This window comes from Corallococcus sp. NCSPR001, assembly GCF_017309135.1.
GTDB lineage: Bacteria > Myxococcota > Myxococcia > Myxococcales > Myxococcaceae > Corallococcus.
The window spans coordinates 2441663-2459324 of sequence record NZ_JAFIMS010000002.1 but is presented as its reverse complement, the minus strand read 5'-3'; the positions used below and the strand labels follow the sequence as shown (position 1 = coordinate 2459324).

Annotated in this window: 12 protein-coding genes; 2 read left to right on the top strand and 10 right to left on the bottom strand. The window is 70.8% G+C overall.

Going from position 1 to position 17662, the window contains the following annotated elements; translation table 11 throughout:
- Positions 1-3 precede the first annotated feature (3 nt).
- Both JYJ93_RS12095 and JYJ93_RS12090 read left to right on the top strand, forming a co-directional pair.
- Positions 4-756, top strand: coding sequence for a hypothetical protein (locus tag JYJ93_RS12095; protein ID WP_206789912.1), 753 nt, complete (start codon positions 4-6; stop codon positions 754-756).
- Positions 753-1871, top strand: coding sequence for an Ig domain-containing protein (locus JYJ93_RS12090; RefSeq protein ID WP_206789909.1), 1119 nt, complete (start codon positions 753-755; stop codon positions 1869-1871). Before JYJ93_RS12095 ends, JYJ93_RS12090 begins: the two co-directional genes overlap by 4 nt.
- A gap of 10 nt (positions 1872-1881) precedes the next feature.
- Here JYJ93_RS12090 and JYJ93_RS12085 read toward each other — a convergent pair whose 3' ends face one another.
- From JYJ93_RS12085 to JYJ93_RS12040, 10 genes are all read right to left on the bottom strand, one after another.
- Positions 1882-2412, bottom strand: a complete 531-nt coding sequence (locus JYJ93_RS12085; RefSeq protein ID WP_206789907.1) for a hypothetical protein — start codon at positions 2410-2412, stop codon at positions 1882-1884.
- 16 nt (positions 2413-2428) lie between these two features.
- Complete coding sequence (locus JYJ93_RS12080) at positions 2429-5395, bottom strand: POTRA domain-containing protein (RefSeq protein ID WP_242544341.1); 2967 nt, start codon at positions 5393-5395, stop codon at positions 2429-2431.
- Between the two features lie 116 nt (positions 5396-5511).
- The gene (locus JYJ93_RS12075; protein WP_206789896.1) at positions 5512-9438 is read right to left on the bottom strand and encodes a translocation/assembly module TamB domain-containing protein; all 3927 of its coding nucleotides are present in this window, start codon (positions 9436-9438) and stop codon (positions 5512-5514) included.
- A 4-nt stretch (positions 9439-9442) separates the two neighbouring features.
- Positions 9443-10384 (bottom strand): AAA family ATPase, encoded by a 942-nt coding sequence (locus tag JYJ93_RS12070; protein WP_206789887.1) that lies wholly within the window; start codon positions 10382-10384, stop codon positions 9443-9445.
- A gap of 28 nt (positions 10385-10412) precedes the next feature.
- Positions 10413-13595, bottom strand: a complete 3183-nt coding sequence (locus JYJ93_RS12065) for a tetratricopeptide repeat protein (protein ID WP_206789885.1) — start codon at positions 13593-13595, stop codon at positions 10413-10415.
- A 192-nt stretch (positions 13596-13787) separates the two neighbouring features.
- A complete protein-coding gene (gene accC / locus JYJ93_RS12060; protein ID WP_206789882.1) occupies positions 13788-15173 on the bottom strand; it encodes an acetyl-CoA carboxylase biotin carboxylase subunit in 1386 nt (461 codons plus the stop codon).
- A 76-nt stretch (positions 15174-15249) separates the two neighbouring features.
- Positions 15250-15840, bottom strand: coding sequence for an acetyl-CoA carboxylase biotin carboxyl carrier protein (accB, locus tag JYJ93_RS12055; protein ID WP_206789873.1), 591 nt, complete (start codon positions 15838-15840; stop codon positions 15250-15252).
- A gap of 40 nt (positions 15841-15880) precedes the next feature.
- Positions 15881-16462 carry an elongation factor P gene (gene efp, locus JYJ93_RS12050; protein WP_206789865.1) on the bottom strand — a complete coding sequence of 194 codons (582 nt, stop codon included), beginning with the start codon at positions 16460-16462 and terminating at the stop codon, positions 15881-15883.
- A gap of 141 nt (positions 16463-16603) precedes the next feature.
- Positions 16604-16966, bottom strand: a complete 363-nt coding sequence (locus JYJ93_RS12045) for a hypothetical protein (RefSeq protein WP_206789863.1) — start codon at positions 16964-16966, stop codon at positions 16604-16606.
- Positions 16967-17656 carry a hypothetical protein gene (locus tag JYJ93_RS12040; protein WP_206789862.1) on the bottom strand — a complete coding sequence of 230 codons (690 nt, stop codon included), beginning with the start codon at positions 17654-17656 and terminating at the stop codon, positions 16967-16969. It abuts the gene before it with no gap.
- Positions 17657-17662 lie beyond the last annotated feature (6 nt).

The following is a 17662-nucleotide window of genomic DNA, read 5'->3' as shown; positions in this document are numbered from 1 at the left end:
GCCATGAGCCTGCCCGCATCCCTGCTGTGGATGGTGCTGCGCATGTCGGCGCCCTGTGACGCGGACACGCGCGTGGTGCTCATGCCCTTCGAAAGGCTGGCGCTGCCGTCCACGGACGCGCGCGAGCTGGAGGACGCCACGCGGCGCGCGGTGGCCGCGTTGCCGGACGCGTGCCTGGAGTCGCGCGAGGACACGATGGCGCGGCTGCGCGGGTCGGGCGCCGTGCTGGCGGCGTGTGGCGACGCGGCGTGCCGGAGCGCGCAGGCCTCGGCGCTGGGCGTGCGCCGGATGGTGCGGGGCGTGGCGCTGGGCGTGGGAGGCAAGCGCAGCGTGGCGCTCACGGTGACGGACGCACGAGGCCCGGAGACGCGAGCGCAGTTCGAGGCCCCCGCCACGACGCCGGGCGAGGCCGACGCGCGCGCGCGGCATGCGCTCCAGCAGGTGTGGTCGCCGCTGGTGACGACGCCGTCCGCGCGGCAGCCCCAGGGTTCGCGAATGCTGCCCAGGGTGTTGTGGGGCGTGGGCGGCGCGGCGCTCCTCGCGGGCGTGGGCTTCGGGCTGGCGGCGCGGAGCACGGAGTCGAAGGTGTCGAAGAATGGCGGCGAGTGCGTCGCGGCCGGCGAAGCCTTCGCGGACTGCTTCGCGTCGCGGCTGCGCACGGGCCGCAATCAGGCGCGGACGTCCAACGTGCTGCTGGGCGCGGGGGCGCTGCTCGGCGTCGGCGGCGCGGTGTCCTTCATCTGGGAGCTGCCATGAGGAAACTGCTCGCCGCGCTGACGGGTGCGGTCGTCCTCACGATGGGGGCATGCACGTTCGCGCCGGACCTGTCGCGCTTCGCCGCGTGCGACGCGGCGGGAGGCTGTCCCTCCGGCACGTCGTGCCTCCCGTCGGAGAACCGCTGTCTGCCGGCCTGTGGCGAGGGCGGCCCCTGCGACGACGAGCCCGAGCCCGTGGAGCCTCCGGACGCGGGCATGGACGTGGACGCGGGCACGGGCACGGACGTGGATGCCGGAGCCGAGGATGCCGGAGCCACGGACGAGGATGCCGGCGTCACGGACGCGGGCGGCAGTGACGCGGGCCCGGCCGCGCTCGCGCTGGAACCCCTCCTGCCGGAGGCCATCGAGTCCACTCCCTATTCGGGACAGCTCCAGGCCCGGGGCGGCACCCCGCCGTACACGTTCAACGCCACCGGCGCGCTGCCCGCGGGCATCCTGCTCGACACCGAAGGCCGCCTCACCGGCGCGCCCAAGCAGGCCGGGGACCAGGTCCTCCCGGTGGAGGTGACCGACCTGAGCACTCCGACGAAGCGAGCCAGCGGCAGCCTGACGCTGCACGTGCGTCCGCTGCTGCGGGTCGCGGGGCCGGAGCCGCTGGCGGACGCCGTCAACAATCGCGCCTACACCGAGCGCGTCTCCGCCACCGGCGGCAAGCGGCCGTACACCTTCGCGCTCGCGCAGGGGCAGGCGCTGCCGGCGGGACTGACGCTCGCGGCGGACGGCCTCATCACCGGCTCCACGACCCAGGCCGGGAAGACGACGTTCACGGTGGCCGTGACGGACAGCGACACGCCGCCCCAGTCCACCACCGGCTCGCTCTCCATCACGCTCACGAGCGCTCCAGGCACCATCACGCTGATGTCGAAGGCCGTGCCCAAGGGCCGCGTGGGCTCTGACTACAGCTACACCGTGCGCACCAGCGGCACGGGCAACTGGAGCGTGAAGAGCGGAGCGCTGCCGCCGGGCATCCTCCTGGACACGAAGGACGGCATCCTCTCCGGCAAGCCCACGAGCCCGGGCGACTTCACCTTCAGCCTCGGCGTCGCCGACCTGCTGTTCTCCGACGAGCGCTTCTACACGCTGCACGTCGACTGAGGCGCGGGCCTCACGGGTAGCGGTCCACCACCTGGATGACGCCGGTGTTGTCCTGCACCACGGAGAAGCCCTTCATCGGGCTGGGGTACGCGATGAGCCCCTCGCCGTCCTTGTCCCAGCGCGTGTCCAGCAGCACGCCGCAGAAGGGCACGGACGTGGCGCCGCTCTCCGGGGTGAAGATGCGGTCATACCGGCCGAACACGCGGTGCTTCGTCACGTAGAGCCGCCCGCCGATGCGCGCCCCCGGCAGCTTCGCCTCCCCTTCCGCCTGCGGCAGCGCGATGACGAAGCTGTAGTTGTACCGGGCCGGCCCCGGGTGGTCCTGGATGCTGTCCACGATGACGGGGATGCGGTCCCCCACCTTCAGCCCCAGCCGCTCCATCTGGAGCTGCGCGCCGCGAGGACACGTGCCCTCTGGCGGCATCCACGCGGGGCGCGGCGCCTTCGCGGCCGTGTCCGGCCCGTGCTGACACGCGAGCGCGAACACGCCCAGCAGGGCCAGGCCCCCAACCACTCCACGGCGCGCACGGTGGGTCCGCATGGACGAAGGCCTCCGGTCAGAACGTCCCGATGCTGAAGTGGAACTGCGTGGGCGCTTCATTGAGCGCTTCGTCGCGGTCCAGGTTGAAGCCCACGTCGAAGGCCAGCGGGCCCACGGGCGTCACGTAGCGCAGGCCCACGCCCGCCGCGTAGCGCAGCACGCCCGGGTCGAACAGCGTGCGGTCCTGCCACAGGTTGCCTGCCTCGAAGAAGAGCCCCAGGTCCACCGCGGCGATGGCCGGCACGCGCAGCTCCGCCTTGGCCAGCGTGAAGAGCTCACCGCCCTGGCTCGCGGGCACCTGTCCGGCGAGCACCGCCTTCAAGTCATCCGGGCAGCCCGCGGGGGAAATCACCGCGCGGCACGCGGCCAGCCGCTGGTGCAGCCCCTCGCGCACGTCCTGCGGCAGCACGCCGTCCTCGCGGAAGCCCCGGAGGCTGGAGGAGCCGCCCAGGTAGAACAGCTTGGACCCGATGTTCTGCGCCCCCTGCGTCAGCGGCACGATGGTGCCCGCGCGCGCGCTCACCGCCACGCTCGCGCGGCGGCCCAGCGGCGCGTACGCGCTCACGCTGCCGGACAGCTTCACGCCGTCGATGGGGAACTCCGGCACGCGGTTGCCCGCGACGTCCGTGGGGTGGACGCTGATGCCGCGCATGAACTCCACGCTGGTGCTGAGCACCATGCCGCGCCGGGGGTTCGCCGGGTCGTCGCGGAAGTCCAACGTCATGGACGGCCGCAGCGAGTGCAGCGCGAAGTCGCCGTACGGGTAGCGCAGGCGCTCCTGGTCCGCGCGATTGATCAGCTCCAGCACGCCCCCGCGCGAGCGCAGCCGGTTGTTCTCCAGTTCGTACTGGAGCGACACGTTCACCCACGACGCCAGCGCCCAGTCCACGCCCATCACCGCCGCGAAGCGCGTGGACAGGTACGACGGCCGGTGCACGCGCTCGCCAATCAGGTCCAGGCGCGCGCCAATCTCCTGCGGCGCCAGGAAGGACAGCCGGGGCTGGGACAGCGCCAGGTTGCCGCGCCCGCCCAGGCCGCTGAAGCCGTCCAGGTCGGAGTCACACGCCTCGCCGGACAGCTCTCCGGTGGAGCACCCGGCCGGAAGCCGCGAGGACGACAGCGCCTCCGCGCTCGCGCCCGCGTAGTTCACCTTGCCGCGCGCCAGCAGGTTGAGCCCCCGGCCATCCAGGTTGCGCCATGCGGTGTCCAGCGTGATGCGGGGACCGTCCACCAGGAAGTAGCCGCCGGACACCTCGCCGTCGATGCGCGGGCGCTCCTGCACCGTCACCAGCACGTCCTTGGAGCCCTCGCGGCGGTTGGGGTCCGCCAGCGACACCTCCGCCTGGCGGAACAGCCCCAGCCGCGACAGCCGGCGCTGCGCCTCCGCCAGCGCCTCCACGGACAGCGGTTGTCCGGTCTTCAAATCCAGCTGCGCCAGCACCACGTCCGGATCCGAGCGCGTCAGCCCCTGGAGCAGCACCTGACCCACGCGCACGCGAGGCCCCGGGTCCACGCGGTAGGTCACCTGCGCGGAGGTGCCGCCCTCCTCCACCGACACCGAGTTGCTCACGTGCGCGAAGAGGTAGCCCTCGCGGCCCAGTCCCCGCTCCAGCGCGGCCTGCGCCTGGTCCACCTTCTCGAAGCTCAGCGGCGTGCCCACGGGCAGGAGCAGGTTCACCCAGACGGGGTCCACCTCCAGCGGGATGCCCAGGAAGATGGGCGCGCGGATCAACGCCCGGGGCCCCTCCTCCACGTCGAAGTCCGCCTCCGCCTTGTGCTGGCGCACATCCACCGTGAGGCCCCGGAAGGTCACCTGCGCGGACGCGAAGCCCTGCTCGCGGTAGGCCGTCGTCATCGCGTCCGCGGCCTCCAGCCACGCGTCCTCCACGAAGACGGTGGACGGGTCGGGCGGGGACACCACGCTCGTGTCGTAGCGCCGCTCGCGCCCCTCCGTCTCCAGGGGGTCCTCGCGCATGGGCAGGTCCAGCTCCGGCCACGTCTCCAGCGCCGCCACCTGGTTGGTGAGCATGGAGCGCAGCAGTTCGGAGGACAGCGCCGCGTTGCCGTGGAAGCGCACGTCCGCCACGCGCAGCGGAGCGCCCTCCTCCACCTGGAAGCCCAGCACCGCCGCGTCGCCGTCCGGCCGGATGACCTCCAGCGCCCGCACGCGCGCGTCGTTGAAGCCGCGCCGCCGGTAGAACGCCTCCAGCCGCCGCGCGAGCCGCGCCGCCACGGTCTCGTCCATCGCCTCCTCGCCGTCGTAGGCCACCACGCGCGCCAGCAGCGAGTCCGGGAGGCGGCGGTTGCCCGCGAAGCGCAGGTGGAACGCGGGCCCCGCGGACACCGGCACCGCCACGGACGCCTCGCTGTCGTCCACGACGACGGTGGGCGTGCCCACCCAGGCCCGCCAGTGCTGGCCCTCGCGCAGGAGCACGCGCAGCCGCTCCAGGCCCCCGTCCAGCTTCGCCCGGTCGAAGACCTCTCCAGGCGTCATCCCCAGCGCCTCCACCAGGCGCGGCAGCGGCAGCGCGGGGCTGCCGGAGAAGGTCACCTGCCGCACGCGGGTGGGCTTGCCCTCCACCACCACCAGCGTCACCGCCACGCCGCCCGCGGGCACGGGCCGCTCCTCCACCTGGATGTCGACGGCGTCGTAGCCCTTGCGCTGGTAGGCCTCGCGCACCGCGTCCGCCGCGGTGTCCAGCTCCTCCGGATCCAACGGCCCGCCCTGGAGCAGCCCGCTCGCCTCCAGGAGCTCCCCGGATGTGAGCACCTGGTTGCCCCGCACCGCCACGTGCGACAGGAGCGGCAGCGGCGTGAGCTGGAACACCAGCCGCACGCCGCCGGGAACCTCCTGCGTGAGCGCCACCACGTCCGCGAAGCGGCCCGTGGCGAACAGCTGCTCCACCGACTTGCGCACCGCGCCCGGCGTCAGCGCCTGGCCCTTGCGCAGGGTGACCAGGCCCGAAAGCCCGTCCGGGGCCATGCCCTCCGGCAGGTGCAGCTCCACGGCCACCACCGCCGGCGCGTCCTCGTCGTGGCCCGCGGGCGCGGCGAAGGCGGCCGGCGCGCTCACGAGGAGCAGCACCGCGGCCAGCGCGGCTACTCGACCTCCCAGCCCAGCTTCAGCTCGAGCCCGAGGTTTCCGAACGACGCCTGGCTGTTCTCGTTGTCCCACTGGGCCTGTGCGGAAAGACGGTCGTCGAAGCGGTACTCAGCGCGTGCCCGGGTGCCTCGCCCACTCACTGGCTGGGTCATCCCGATTTTAAGCTGCTCGGAAAGGAACTTCGACTCCAGTTGTGCGGTGGGCTCCGCCTGCCGGGTGGCGTCGTTGTAGGTGGTGGAGATCTGCAGGGACAAATCCCTGAGAACAGGGTTGCTGGGCAGGAACCGGCGCACCTGCCGGTCCAGTCCCGACACGTTGAAGAGGGCCTCCGCCGCCAGACCGTAGCTCGCCGACGCGGCCGTGTCCTTGTCCGCGCTCGTCACACCCAGTGTCAGCAACGACAGGATGTCACCCTCCGTGAGCACCGGCTCCGAGGACAGCACGACCAGCGGGTTGGCCGGCCGGCCGAACGCGTGCAACTTCACCACGAACTCGCGCACGGACGTCTGCGCCTGCACCTCGAACACCGGGTCGATGCCGGACGCGTCGCGGAACTCCAGCTGCCCCTGGTCGATGGTGAAGAGGTTGTTGCGGAAGAACGCCTGGCTGCCCTCCGCCGCCTCCACGCGGCCCAGGAGCCCCGGCTTCACGTCCGTGCCGGTCAGCCGCACGTCGCCCAACAGCCGCGCCTTCGCCAGGTTGTTGTCCACGCGCACGTCGCCGAAGTGCACGTTGACGTCCCAGGTGAAGAAGGGGTCCCTCGCGCGCTCGCCCCCGCCGCCCACGGCGAGGTTCGGCTTCTTCTGCATCGTCTTGAGCAGCGCTTCGATGTCGAGCGGCTTCTGGTAGCGCAGCTTGATGATGTCCAGCCCACCCGTGACGGTGGGCCCCGTGGGAGGACCCACCACCTGCAGGAGGCCGGACACGGTGAGCGGCAGGTCCTCCGTCATCCGGTACGGCACGGCGTCCAGTTGCAGCGTCAGCGCCAGCCGCTTGGGCACGAAGCGCTCCAGGCGGATGTCGCCGCGCGCGGACACCTGGCCTTCGTTGACCTGGGCCTGCAGGTGCTCCAGCAGCACGCGCTGGCCCGTCATCTCCAGGCGGCCGGACATGCCGCGCACGGTGAGCGGCAGGTCGCGCATGGACAGCCGCACGTCGGACAGCTCCGCGGTGCCCACCACCGCCGGAGACTCCAGTGAGCCCACGGCCTCCGCGTCCACGCGCAGTTGGCCGCCCACGCGCTCCATGCCGGGCAACAGCGGCTCCAGGAGCCGCACGTCCATGCGCCCCTCACGCAGGCTCATGTTCATGGCGCGCTGGCTCACCCAGCCACCCAGCGTGACGTCCACCGACGCGCCGCTGAAGCGGAAGGGCTGCACGTCCAGCCGGCCGTTGAGGTACGTCAGCACGATGGGGCCCTGGTTGCGGCCGCGCAGGTCGCCCCGCGCGAGCGACAGCTCCCGCACTGTCGCCCCCACCGAGTAGCCCTCCGGCTGCAACAGCGGGCCCTGCACCGTCACGCGCCCCGCGAGCAGGCCGGTGACGCCCGCCAGCGCTGGCGTCTGCGGCAGCAGCGGCTTGATTTCAGGCAGCAGCAGGTCGACGGTGGAGTCGAAGAGGTAGGGCTCCTTCACCGTCATGTTCAGGTAGCCCTGCGCGTCGCGGAAGGGGCGCCCGGTGATGCGCAGCTGCTTGCCCTCCTGGTGAAGCGCGAGGTCCATGGCGCCCAGGTCGCGAGACGCGAAGGTGATGCGCGGGCCCTTGAGCGTGGCCTGGATGTCGGGCTTGTCCGCCGAGCCCGCCACGGTGCCCGCGAGCGCGAGCGTGCCCTGGATGCCCATCTCCTCCGCGGTCTGCTGCCCCACGGCCTCCGCGAGCGACAGGTTCTCTCCGCCGAAGCGGTAGTCCAGCGCGCCCCCGGTGAAGCCGAAGGAGCCCTCCACCCAGGTGCGCCCCATCCGGCCGTCCAGCACGGTGCGCTCCAGCACCATCTCCTTGCCGTCCACGAAGCGCAGCCGCGCGGAGCCCGCGCCCAGCCGGCGGCCCAGGTACGTGGTGTCGCGCAGGTCGAAGGCCACCAGCCCCTCCAGCTTCTCCAGGGGACTGTCGATTTCGACGCGGCCCGAGGCCGCGCCGGCGAACTGGCCCTGCACCACGGCGATGGACGGGCTCAGGCCCGCCACCAGGTCCACCAGGTCCTCCGTGCGGCCCTGCGGCACCGTCACGTCCAGGCGCAGGTGCAAGAGGCGCGCGAAGGTGAGCGCCGCCTTGCCGAAGTACTGCGTGCGCCCCTTCTGGCCGGTGAGCGACGGGAAGGACAAGAGGCCATTCGAGTACGACAGCTTCGCCTGCGTCACGCCCAGGCCGAAGCCCCAGAAGGTGAAGTCGCGCAGGGACAGGCTCGCGTCCACCTTCACGTCCGAGTACGGCCCCACGATGGAGTAGTTCGCCGAGCCCTTCCCCGACCACGGCAGCTCCGCGATGTGGCCGAAGTCCGACAGCTCCAGCTCGCCGTTGCCCTGGATGTCCAGGCCGCGCACGCTGTCGAAGTAGAGCGTCACGTCGCCGTGCACGCGCGAGCGGCCGGACTCCACCGTCAGGCGGCTGAAGGACACGCGGTCCCCCGAAAGCTTCACGGCCGTCTGCGCGCGTCCCCGCTCGAAGGTGAGCAGCGTCTTGCCCGCGCTGGCCGGCGCGTCGAACGCGCGCGTGGCCAGCACGAAGCGTCCGCTGCGCAAGTCCAGCGGCCCGGACAGGGACGGCCGGGGCAAGAGCGTCCCGGTGAGGTGCGCGTTCGCCGTCGCGGGGAAGTCCACCCAGGAGCCCGCCACGCCCGCGCGCTCCAGGATGCGCCCGAAGGACGCGTCCTCCGTCTGGAGCGTCACGTCCACGGGCAACTCCGGCGTGAGCTTCAGCGCGCCGGACAGCTTCACCTTGCCGCTTCCCAGTGGGGCCTCCAGCGACTCCACGCGCACGCTGTCCCCCGCGTACGACAGGCGCGCGTTGAGGCTCACCGGGCCGTACTGCTCATAGGCCAGGTTGCTCGCGGACAGGTCCGCGCCCACCGCGAGCGCGGACGGCTTCCCGGTGATGGACAGGCGCGTCCACAAATGCCCGGTGGCCGGACGCGGCAGCAGCTTCGCCTGCGACAGCGTGCGCAACGGCAGGAACACCTGCGCGTCCAGCGCGAGCACCGGATGGCACAGCGTCTCCACGCGGCCGGACACCGTGGCGGTGATGTCGTCGAGCGTCACCTCCGCGCGCTCCACGTCCAGCAGGCCTTCATCCGGGTCCAGCGAGCCGGTGAAGCCCAGCTGCCCCAGCGTCAGCTCGCCGCCGCCCGCGCCCAGGCGCACCAGGCCCCGCCGCGCGCCCACCTCCAGCTCCATCACGCCCCAGTGCTCCACCCAGCCCACGTCCAGGTTCTCCACCTCCACGCCCCGCCCGTCTGGCAGCGCGAGCCGCACCTCCGCGCCGGTGATGTCCACGCGCCCCACGCCCACGCGGGTCAAGGGCGTGAGCGGGCACGTGCCGTCGGAGGAAGGCGGGCTCGTGGAGGGCCGGGACAGGTCCAGCGCCACGCGCGGATGGTGCACGCGCACGTGGCCCAGCACGAAGCGGCGGGACAGGGGCGACAGGAAGCCCAGGCCCACCTCCGCCGTGTCCGCGGCGAACAGCGGCGTGTCCCGGCCCGGCGCGAACACCGACACGCCGTGCAGCACCACGCGCGAGCCCAGCGGATCCAGCTCGCACCGGCCGATGCCCACGTCCACGCCCAGGAGGTCCGGCAGGTTCCTGCGCGCCAGCGTGCAGGCGGCGTCCCAGGTGAACGGCTGACGCAACAGCAGGATGCTCCCCGACACCACGAGGAGCACCCACAAGAGCGCCTTGCGCGCTGCACTGTTGCGGCTGGGGAGGGACAAGCCGCTAGAGCTTACCGAGTCCCTCGAGGTAGCGGTCGATCTCCGCCAGGTCGATCTTGGTGTTCGCCGTCCGGGGCAGCGAGGTGGCGGGCGCGCTCGCCCGCTCGCTTGCCTGGGAAGCAGCCGAGCCACCCTGGAGCCCCAGGTTGTCGCCGATGCGGTGCACCAGCTCCGCGCCGATGGTCTCCGAGCGCGCGAGGAACGCCTCGAAGAGGGCGTTGTCGCACAGGGTGTTGATGACGCGCGGGGTGCCGCCGGAGTGCTCGTGCACGGCGAGCAGCGCCTCCGGCGTGAAGGGCATGCGCGGGCAGCCGGCGAGCCGCAGCCGGTGCTTCACGTAGGCCTCCGTGGACTCCGCCGTGAAGGGCTCCAGCTTGTAGCGGAGCGCCACGCGCTGGGCGAGCGGCGGGTCCAGCTTCAGGTTCTTCTCGATCTCCGGCAGGCCGAAGAAGACGAAGGAGATGAGCTTGCGCTCCGGAACTTCCAGGTTCAGCAGCCCCCGGAACTCCTCCATGAGCTCGCGCGTCTCCAGCATCTGCGCCTCGTCGATGAGGACGACGGCCTTCTTGCCGGACTCGTAGATTTGCAGCAGGCGCTGGTAGAGCTGCGACAGGAGCGCCAGCTTCTCCTGCGCGGGGTTCTCCACGCCCAGTTGGAGCGCGATGCGGCGCAGCAGCCACTGGGCGGTGATGCCCGAGTGGATGATGACGAGCAGCGCGGCCTCGTACTCGGACTCCGGAAGCGAGTCGAGCATGCGCCGGGCGAGCGTCGTCTTGCCCGCGCCGATGTCGCCAATGAGGATGGACAGGCCCTTCATGTAGCCCACGGCGTGCATCAGCCGCGTGAGGGCCTGCGAGTGCTGCGCGGAGTTGTAATAGAAGCGGCTCACCGGAGCGTTGGAGAACGGCTCCTGGGTGAGTTCGAAGAAATCGAGGTAGGTCGTCATCGCTCGCCGGGCCTCGTGGGGGGACGCGCTACACGTACCCTACTTTACGAGCCTTCGGCACGCCCGCGGCGGGAACCGGCGTCGCCGGGCCCTTTCCGGCGCGAGGCAGCGGGTCCTCCTCCGGTGCGGTCATGGCCGACAGCCGCGTCACCTGGGACCCCACGTCGCGGTACTTCGCGTCCATGGCGGCCACCCGCTGGAAGTGGAAGAGCGCCTTGCCCTGCTCGTTGAGCGCGTCGTAGGCGCTCGCCAGTTCGAAGCCCAGCGCCTTGGCCACCTCACCCGTCGCGAGCACGTTGGAGAGGCCTTCCTTGAACACCGCCACGGACTCTTCCGGCTTGCCGCGCAGCGTGTGCAGCATGCCAATCATCGTCAGGCAGTCCAGCTCGCGCGGGGTGCCCACGCAGCCCTGGCGGGCCACGTCGAACTCGTGGACGGCGTCATCCAGGAGGCCCATCTCCTTGTAGGCGATGCCCAGGTCGTAGTGCGTGTCCACGTCCTCGGGCTTCACCACCTTGGCCAGGCCCTTCTTGAACTCGGCGAAGACCTCGTCCACCGAGTACTGGAAGTCCTCGTCCGCCGGGGGCACCGCCGCCAGCGACTCACCGCCCAGGTCGTCCAGCTCACCGGCCAGCTGCGCCGCCAGGTCGAACGCGTCGCCACCACCGGCGCCGTCGTCGAGCGACGCCTCCGTCACCGGCTGTACGGAGGGCACATGCAAGGGCTCGGAAGGAGCGTCTTCCTCGGGGGCCGCGCCACCGCCGGCCTCCAGCTCCTCCAGCCGCGCCATCAGCTCGCCGGCGCGCACGTGGCCGGGGAACGCGATGGCCACCGTCTCCAGGATTTCGCGCGCCTCTTCCAGGAGGCCCTGGTCGAGGAAGAACGACGCCTCGTCGCACTCCTCGGAGGCAGGCTCCTCCTCGGGCTCCGCTTCCGGCTCGGGCTCGGGCTCATCCGCCAGGGCCTCGGGCTCCGGCTCGGGCTCCGGCGTCTCCTCGACCGCGTCGGTCTGGGGCTCGTCGTAGGACAGCCCCTCCATCGACGGCAGCACCATGTGCGCGGCGGTGGGCTCGTCTTCTTCCTCGTCGCCCAGCGACATGCCCTCCGCGTACGCGGGCTCTTCCGCCGGCGCGGCGAAGCTTTCATCCAGGCCCGCGTCGTCCAGCGCGGACGCATCCAGGGGCGCGAGCCCCACGCGCGTGGGCGCGTCGTCGTCCTCGCCCAGCGACATGCCGGGTTCGACCAGGGCCTCGTCGTCGCCGCTGTCGTCCAGCGTGGGCAGCTGGCGCGTGTCCGGCGCGGCCTCTTCCAGCAGCGCGCGCGACGGGGACAGGATGCGCGTGGGCGGCGCCTCCTCCTCGTCCCCCAGCGACATGCCGCCCGGCTCGTCCGCGAGCACCATGGGCTCGTCGCCCGCGTCCGCCGCGTACGCCAGCGCGTCGTCGTCCTGGGCGACCAGGGGCTCGTCGTCCAGGCCTCCGGAGGCATCCGAACCGTCCAGGCCCGGCTCGTCCGCGAGCACGAGCGAGTCCTCGTCGGACCCCATCACCAGGTCGTCCTGCGGCGGCAGGTCGTAGACGGCGTTCTCGGCGGAGCTGATGGGCTCGCCCATCACTGCTTCCTCGCCGCTCAACGTGGTCTCCGCGACCTCGTCGTCGACGATTTCGTCCGAGTCCGACCCGTGGCTCAGCGCCGCGAGCGCCAGCTCGTCACCCCCGGGCTGCGCGAGCGCGTCCTCCGGCGGATCCGCGACGAGGATCTCGTCCTCGTTGGAGTCCACCAGGATGGCGTCCTCCTCCAGCGACTCCACGCCCGGCGTCGCCGCGGGCGCCACGAAGCCCCCTTCCGCGCGGAGCACGGACAGGAAGGCGGGCACCTCGGGATGCGCCGGATTCTCCTGGAGGATGGTCGCCAGGTACGGCTGCGCGCGCTGCACGTCCGCGCGGCGCGTGCACAGCCGCAGCACGTTGAGCAGTTGCTCGGACGCCTGCGCGCCGTTATTGGCCGCCACGTAGATGTGGTACGCCTTTTCGTGCGCGTCCAGGTTCTCCGGATCCACGGAGAAGACCTTGCGCAGGTGCTCCAGCGCTTTGTCGTGGAGCCCGTACTTCACGTAGACGTCCGTCTCCGTCAGCAGCTTGGCCAACTGCTCGCGGCTCATCCCCGCGGGCGCGGGCGGCACCACGGCCGCGGGCGGCGCGGCGGGCACGGGACGGGACGGGGGCGCGGCGGCGGGAGCGGGCGCGCTCCAAGCGGGCGCGGCCGGCTCCTCGGGGTGATGCATGGCCGCGGGCGCGGGCTCGGGCTCGGGCTCGGGTTCAGCGACGGGCCCCCGGCGCGCGAGCAGATCCGGATCCTGCGGATCCAGCAGTTCAATCTGCGTCCACACGCCGTCGGACTCGGCGGTGCGGCCGCGCTCCTGGTGGATCTTCGCGAGCTCCTTGTAGACGGACACCGTCTTGGAGACCTGGCCCAGCCCCTGGAACGCCTGGGCCAGCAGCGTCAGCGTCTCCACGTCGCGGCCATCCGCCTTGAAGCACACCTGGAGCTTGGCGAGCGCGCGCTTCTGGTCGCCGCGCTGCAGGTACGACGCGGCCAGCTCCTTCGCGAGCGGGAGGTTGTCCGGCTCCAGCGCGGAGAGGCGCTCCGCGACGCGCAGCCAGTCATCCGCCCGGGCGTTGCGCTTGAGGTACTCCGCGGCGCGCTTGAACTCCTGCGCCGCTTCCTTCGCCATGTTCTCGCGCGCGTACAGCTCCGCGAGCTTGATCTTCGACGCCACGTTCTCGGGGTCGAGATCCACCATCTTCTTCAGCGTGTCGAGGCTCGACTTGGTATCGCCCGCCTTGTCGTAGTGGTTGGCGACGATCTGGAAGTACGCCATCGCCTCCGACATCAAGCCCAGCTGCTGGTGCAGCTCCGCCAGCTTGAGGTTCACCTCCAGCAGGTTCGGGTTGAGCTTGAGGACCTGCTTGTAGAGGGCGACGGCCTTGAGGAAGAAGCCGTCCGAGGAGTAGCTCTCCGCGACCTTGGTGAAGAAGTGCGCCGCCTGCGCGTTGTCATTCTTCTTCTGGTACAGCTCCCCCATCTTCTGGAGGACCCGGATGTCCTTCGGGTCGACCTCCAGGACCTTCTGGTACTCCTTGATGGCTTTGTCGTACGCGCCCTTCGCGACCAGCTTCGCGGCGGCTTCGATGATCTTGTTCTTGTCCATCGAGCGTGCGCTTCCGGCAGGCAGAAACCCCGAGGAACTTCGCGGGTTTCAGTCCTTCTCTGGGGGGGAGCTTCGGAGGCTAACGGAATCCTCCGATGCGGGTCAAGAAACAGCCTGCCCTCCCCCAGGGCTGGATCACCCGCCTGGACGCTCGCACGCCCGGCGGGTTTTCCATGCCTTCACGGCAAAGCGCTACGGCGTCTCTTCCACGGCCTTCTTGAGCCGGCGCGAACCCGTCTCGCTCGCCAGCAGGCGCTCCACGAACCGGGTGTCGTAGTTGCCCTCCTGGAAGGACTCCTCCGCCAGTGCGGCCCGGTGAAACGGGATGTTGGTGCGGATGCCCTCCACGACGTACTCGGAGAGCGCGCGCTGCATGCGGCGGATGGCCGTCTCGCGGTCCTCCGCGTGCACGATGAGCTTGGACAGCAGGCTGTCGTAGTGCGGCAGCACCGTGTAGTTCTCGTAGGCGGCGGAGTCCACGCGCACGCCGTAGCCGCCCGGCACGCTGTAGCCGGTGATCTTCCCCGGCCACGGCGCGAAGGTGACGGGGTCCTCCGCGTTCACGCGGCACTCGATGGCGTGCCCGCGGATCCGCACGTCCTCCTGCTTGAAGCGCAGGGGGTGCCCGTAGGCCATGCGGATCTGCTCACGGACCAGGTCCACGCCCATGACCAGCTCCGTCACGGGGTGCTCCACCTGGATGCGCGTGTTCATCTCCATGAAGTAGAACTCGCCGCGCTCGTCGAGCAGGTACTCGATGGTGCCCACGTTGTTGTAGCGGATCTTGCGCATCGCGGCGACGGACACCTCGCCCATGCGCTTGCGCAATTCCGGCGTGAGCGCGGGCGACGGGGCCTCCTCGATGAGCTTCTGGTGCCGCCGCTGCACGGAGCACTCACGCTCGTTGAGGTGGATGACGTTCCCGTGCTCGTCCGCGACGATCTGGATCTCGATGTGGCGCGGCTTCTCCACGTACCGCTCGATGTAGAGGTCGCCGTTGTTGAAGCTGGCCAGGGCCTCCGCCTGCGCGGTGGAGAACGCCTGCGCGAGCACTCCCGGCTCGCGGACGATCTTCATGCCCTTGCCGCCACCGCCCGCCGCCGCCTTCAGGATGACCGGGAAGCCGATCTCCTTGGCGAAGGCCTCCGCCTCGCGCGGATCCTTCACCACGCCGGGGCTGCCCGGGAGCAGCGGCAGGCCGGCCTCGCGGGCCGCGGCGCGCGCGCGCACCTTGTTGCCCATCAGCCGCAGCATCTCCGGGCGAGGGCCAATGAAGCGGATCTTGCAGTTCTCGCAGACCTCCGCGAACTCGGCGTTCTCCGACAGGAAGCCGTAGCCCGGGTGGATGGCGTCCGCGCGCGTGATTTCCGCCGCGGAGAGCAGCTGCGGCACGTTGAGGTAGCTCTCCTTGGAGGGAGGCGGCCCGATGCAGACGGCCTCGTCCGCGAAGCGCACGTGCAGCGCGTTGGCGTCGGCGGTGGAGTGCACCGCCACGGTGGCGATGCCCAGCTCACGGCATGCGCGGATGACCCGCAGGGCAATCTCCCCGCGGTTGGCGACCAGTACCTTCTTGAACACGGCCGTGCTCCTAACGCGAGGGCCTGGGGCGCGTCCCGCCCGGAAGGGGCCGGACGCGCCTGACGGGTCAGCAGACTCAGGCCGGCTCGATGCGGAACAGCGCCTGGCCGAACTCCACCGGGCGACCGTTCTCCACGAGGACCTCGGCGATGCGGCCGGAGACCTCGGACTCGATTTCGTTCATCAACTTCATCGCTTCCACGATGCAGAGCACCTGGCCCTTGCGCACCACCGTGCCCACGTCCACGAACGGGGGCTGATCCGGCGCGGGGGTCCGGTAGAACGTCCCCACGAAGGGGCTCGTCACCTGGTGGCCCGGCTTCTCCGCGGGCTTCTCCGGAGCCGCCGCGGCGGCCGGAGCCGAGGGGGCGGCGGGCAGCGCCGCACGGGGCGCGGCCGGAGCGGCATACTCCACCGGTGGCGACACCGTCACCCCCGGGCCCGACGGCGCGGTGTGGTGGACGATGGTCGTCTCCGGCGCGTGACCGCGGCGGATGTAGAGCTTCTCCGGGCCCTTCGTCCACACCAGCCGGGTGACGTCGGAGGCCTCCAGGATTTCGACGATCTGCCGGAGGGCCTCCACGTCCAGCGACGTGGTGCCCGAATCCCGCCCGGAGGCCGTGCCCGAGGACTCGGCCGGCCGGGTTGCCTTGCGCTTCGTTGCCATTCAGACCCCTCCCGGGTCGCCAGGTGAAGGGAAGCTGCTCTCAGCCCGCGGTGGACACGCGGGTGAGGTACTTGCCACCTTCACGCGTATCGATCTTCAGCACGTCGCCCTCGTTGATGAACAGGGGGACGTTGACGGTGAAGCCGGTCTCCAGCGTGGCGGGCTTCAGGGCGCCGGACACGGTGTCGCCGCGCACGCCCGGGTCGCACTTGGTGACCTTGAGGTCCACGGAGTTCGGCACCGACACGTTGATGGCCTTGCCGTTCCAGAAGAGGATCTCGACGTCGAGGTTCTCCTTCAGGAAGTTCACGGCCTCCCCGAGGCCTTCCTTGGAGAGGAAGGTCTGCTCGAAGTTCCGCTTGTCCATGAAGTAGTAGTCGCCGTCCTGGACGTACAGGTACTGCATGTCCTTGGACTCGATGTCCGGGGTGCCCACCTTGTCGCCGGACTTCAGCGTGGGCTCCAGGACGCGGCCGTCCAGCAGGCTGCGGATCTTCGTGCGCGTGAAGGAGGAGCCCTTTCCAGGCTTGACGTGCTGGAAGTACTCGATGACGTACGGCTTGTCCTCCCACAAGATCTTCAAACCATTGCGGAATTCGGACGTGTCGACAAACCCGGCCATGGGACCGACTCCTTCATACAGACGTAAAGGCGAAAGTCCGGGGTGTCTAGCCCATGCCCTGGTTCCTGCAAAGAGGAAAGCGGAGGCACGCTGCGTCGCCGGGCAGGCTCGACAAGCTCCTGCCCGAGCGGACGTGCGTGTCTACAACTCCGCCTTCACCAGCGGCGCGGTGACGCGCAGGACATAGCGCCCCTTGCCGAAATTCCCGTCCGCGCGCAGGGCCAGCACCAGGAAGTACTCCGGCGTCAGCAGGCGCATCACGGTGAGGACCTTCTCGCTGTTGACGGACACCTCGGTGACGGTGCCCGTCTTCAGGGATTCGGCCGCGTTCTTCAGCTGCGTGAGCAGGTTGGCGTACTCCACCCAGGTGCCGGACACGTCCAGCTCCGTGGCTTCGTCCTTCTGGAACGTGTCCACGGAGATGCCGTCGAAGCCCATCACGCTGCACGCGAGGGCTCCGTCCACCTGGTTCACCACCGCTTCTAGGTGCGTGCGGAAGGCCATCTAGCCCCCGACGCCCGGGGCCGCCGGCCCGGGCTGGCACGAGGGATAGATGCCGTCCTGGCCGACACCCGAGCCACACGGGCCCACGGGGACCTCGGGATCCTGCCCCTCGGGGCAGGTCGGAAGCGTGACGGCCGTATTGGCGACGTCGATGCCGTAGACGATCTCGTTCGACTCGACCTTCTTGCCGCCCGCCGCCAACTTGCCCGCGAACTGCACGGTGACCCGCACCGTGGCCGTGGTGGTCCCGGACAGGGCGGCCCGCAGGGCGTCCGCGGCCTCCGCGGTCATCAGGTTGACCACGAACCGGTTCTCGTCAGACCCGGGGTTGAGGACCCCCGTGTAGGGAACCTCCGCGTCGGGGATGCGGATGCTCGGCGTCGAGGTGTAGGACAGCTTCAGCGTGTCCACGAAGACGGTGGCCGAGCCGCCGACGTCGGACTCCGGCTCCAGCGGAACGCCATTCACGTCGATGGGCGTGGCGTTGTAGCTCGACTTGACGACGAGCCCCAGGAGGTAGCCGCCCCGGTAGGCCAAGTTGAGCGAACCGTTCGCGATGCCGACATCGCCGACGCCGAAGCTGCACTCCTCGTCCGGCTGGATGGTCTGGAGGATCTGGACGACGGGGGTGCTTTCAGAGCACGAGCAGAGCCCGAGCGACAGGGCCGCCGCGATGAAGAAAGGCTTCATTGGAAT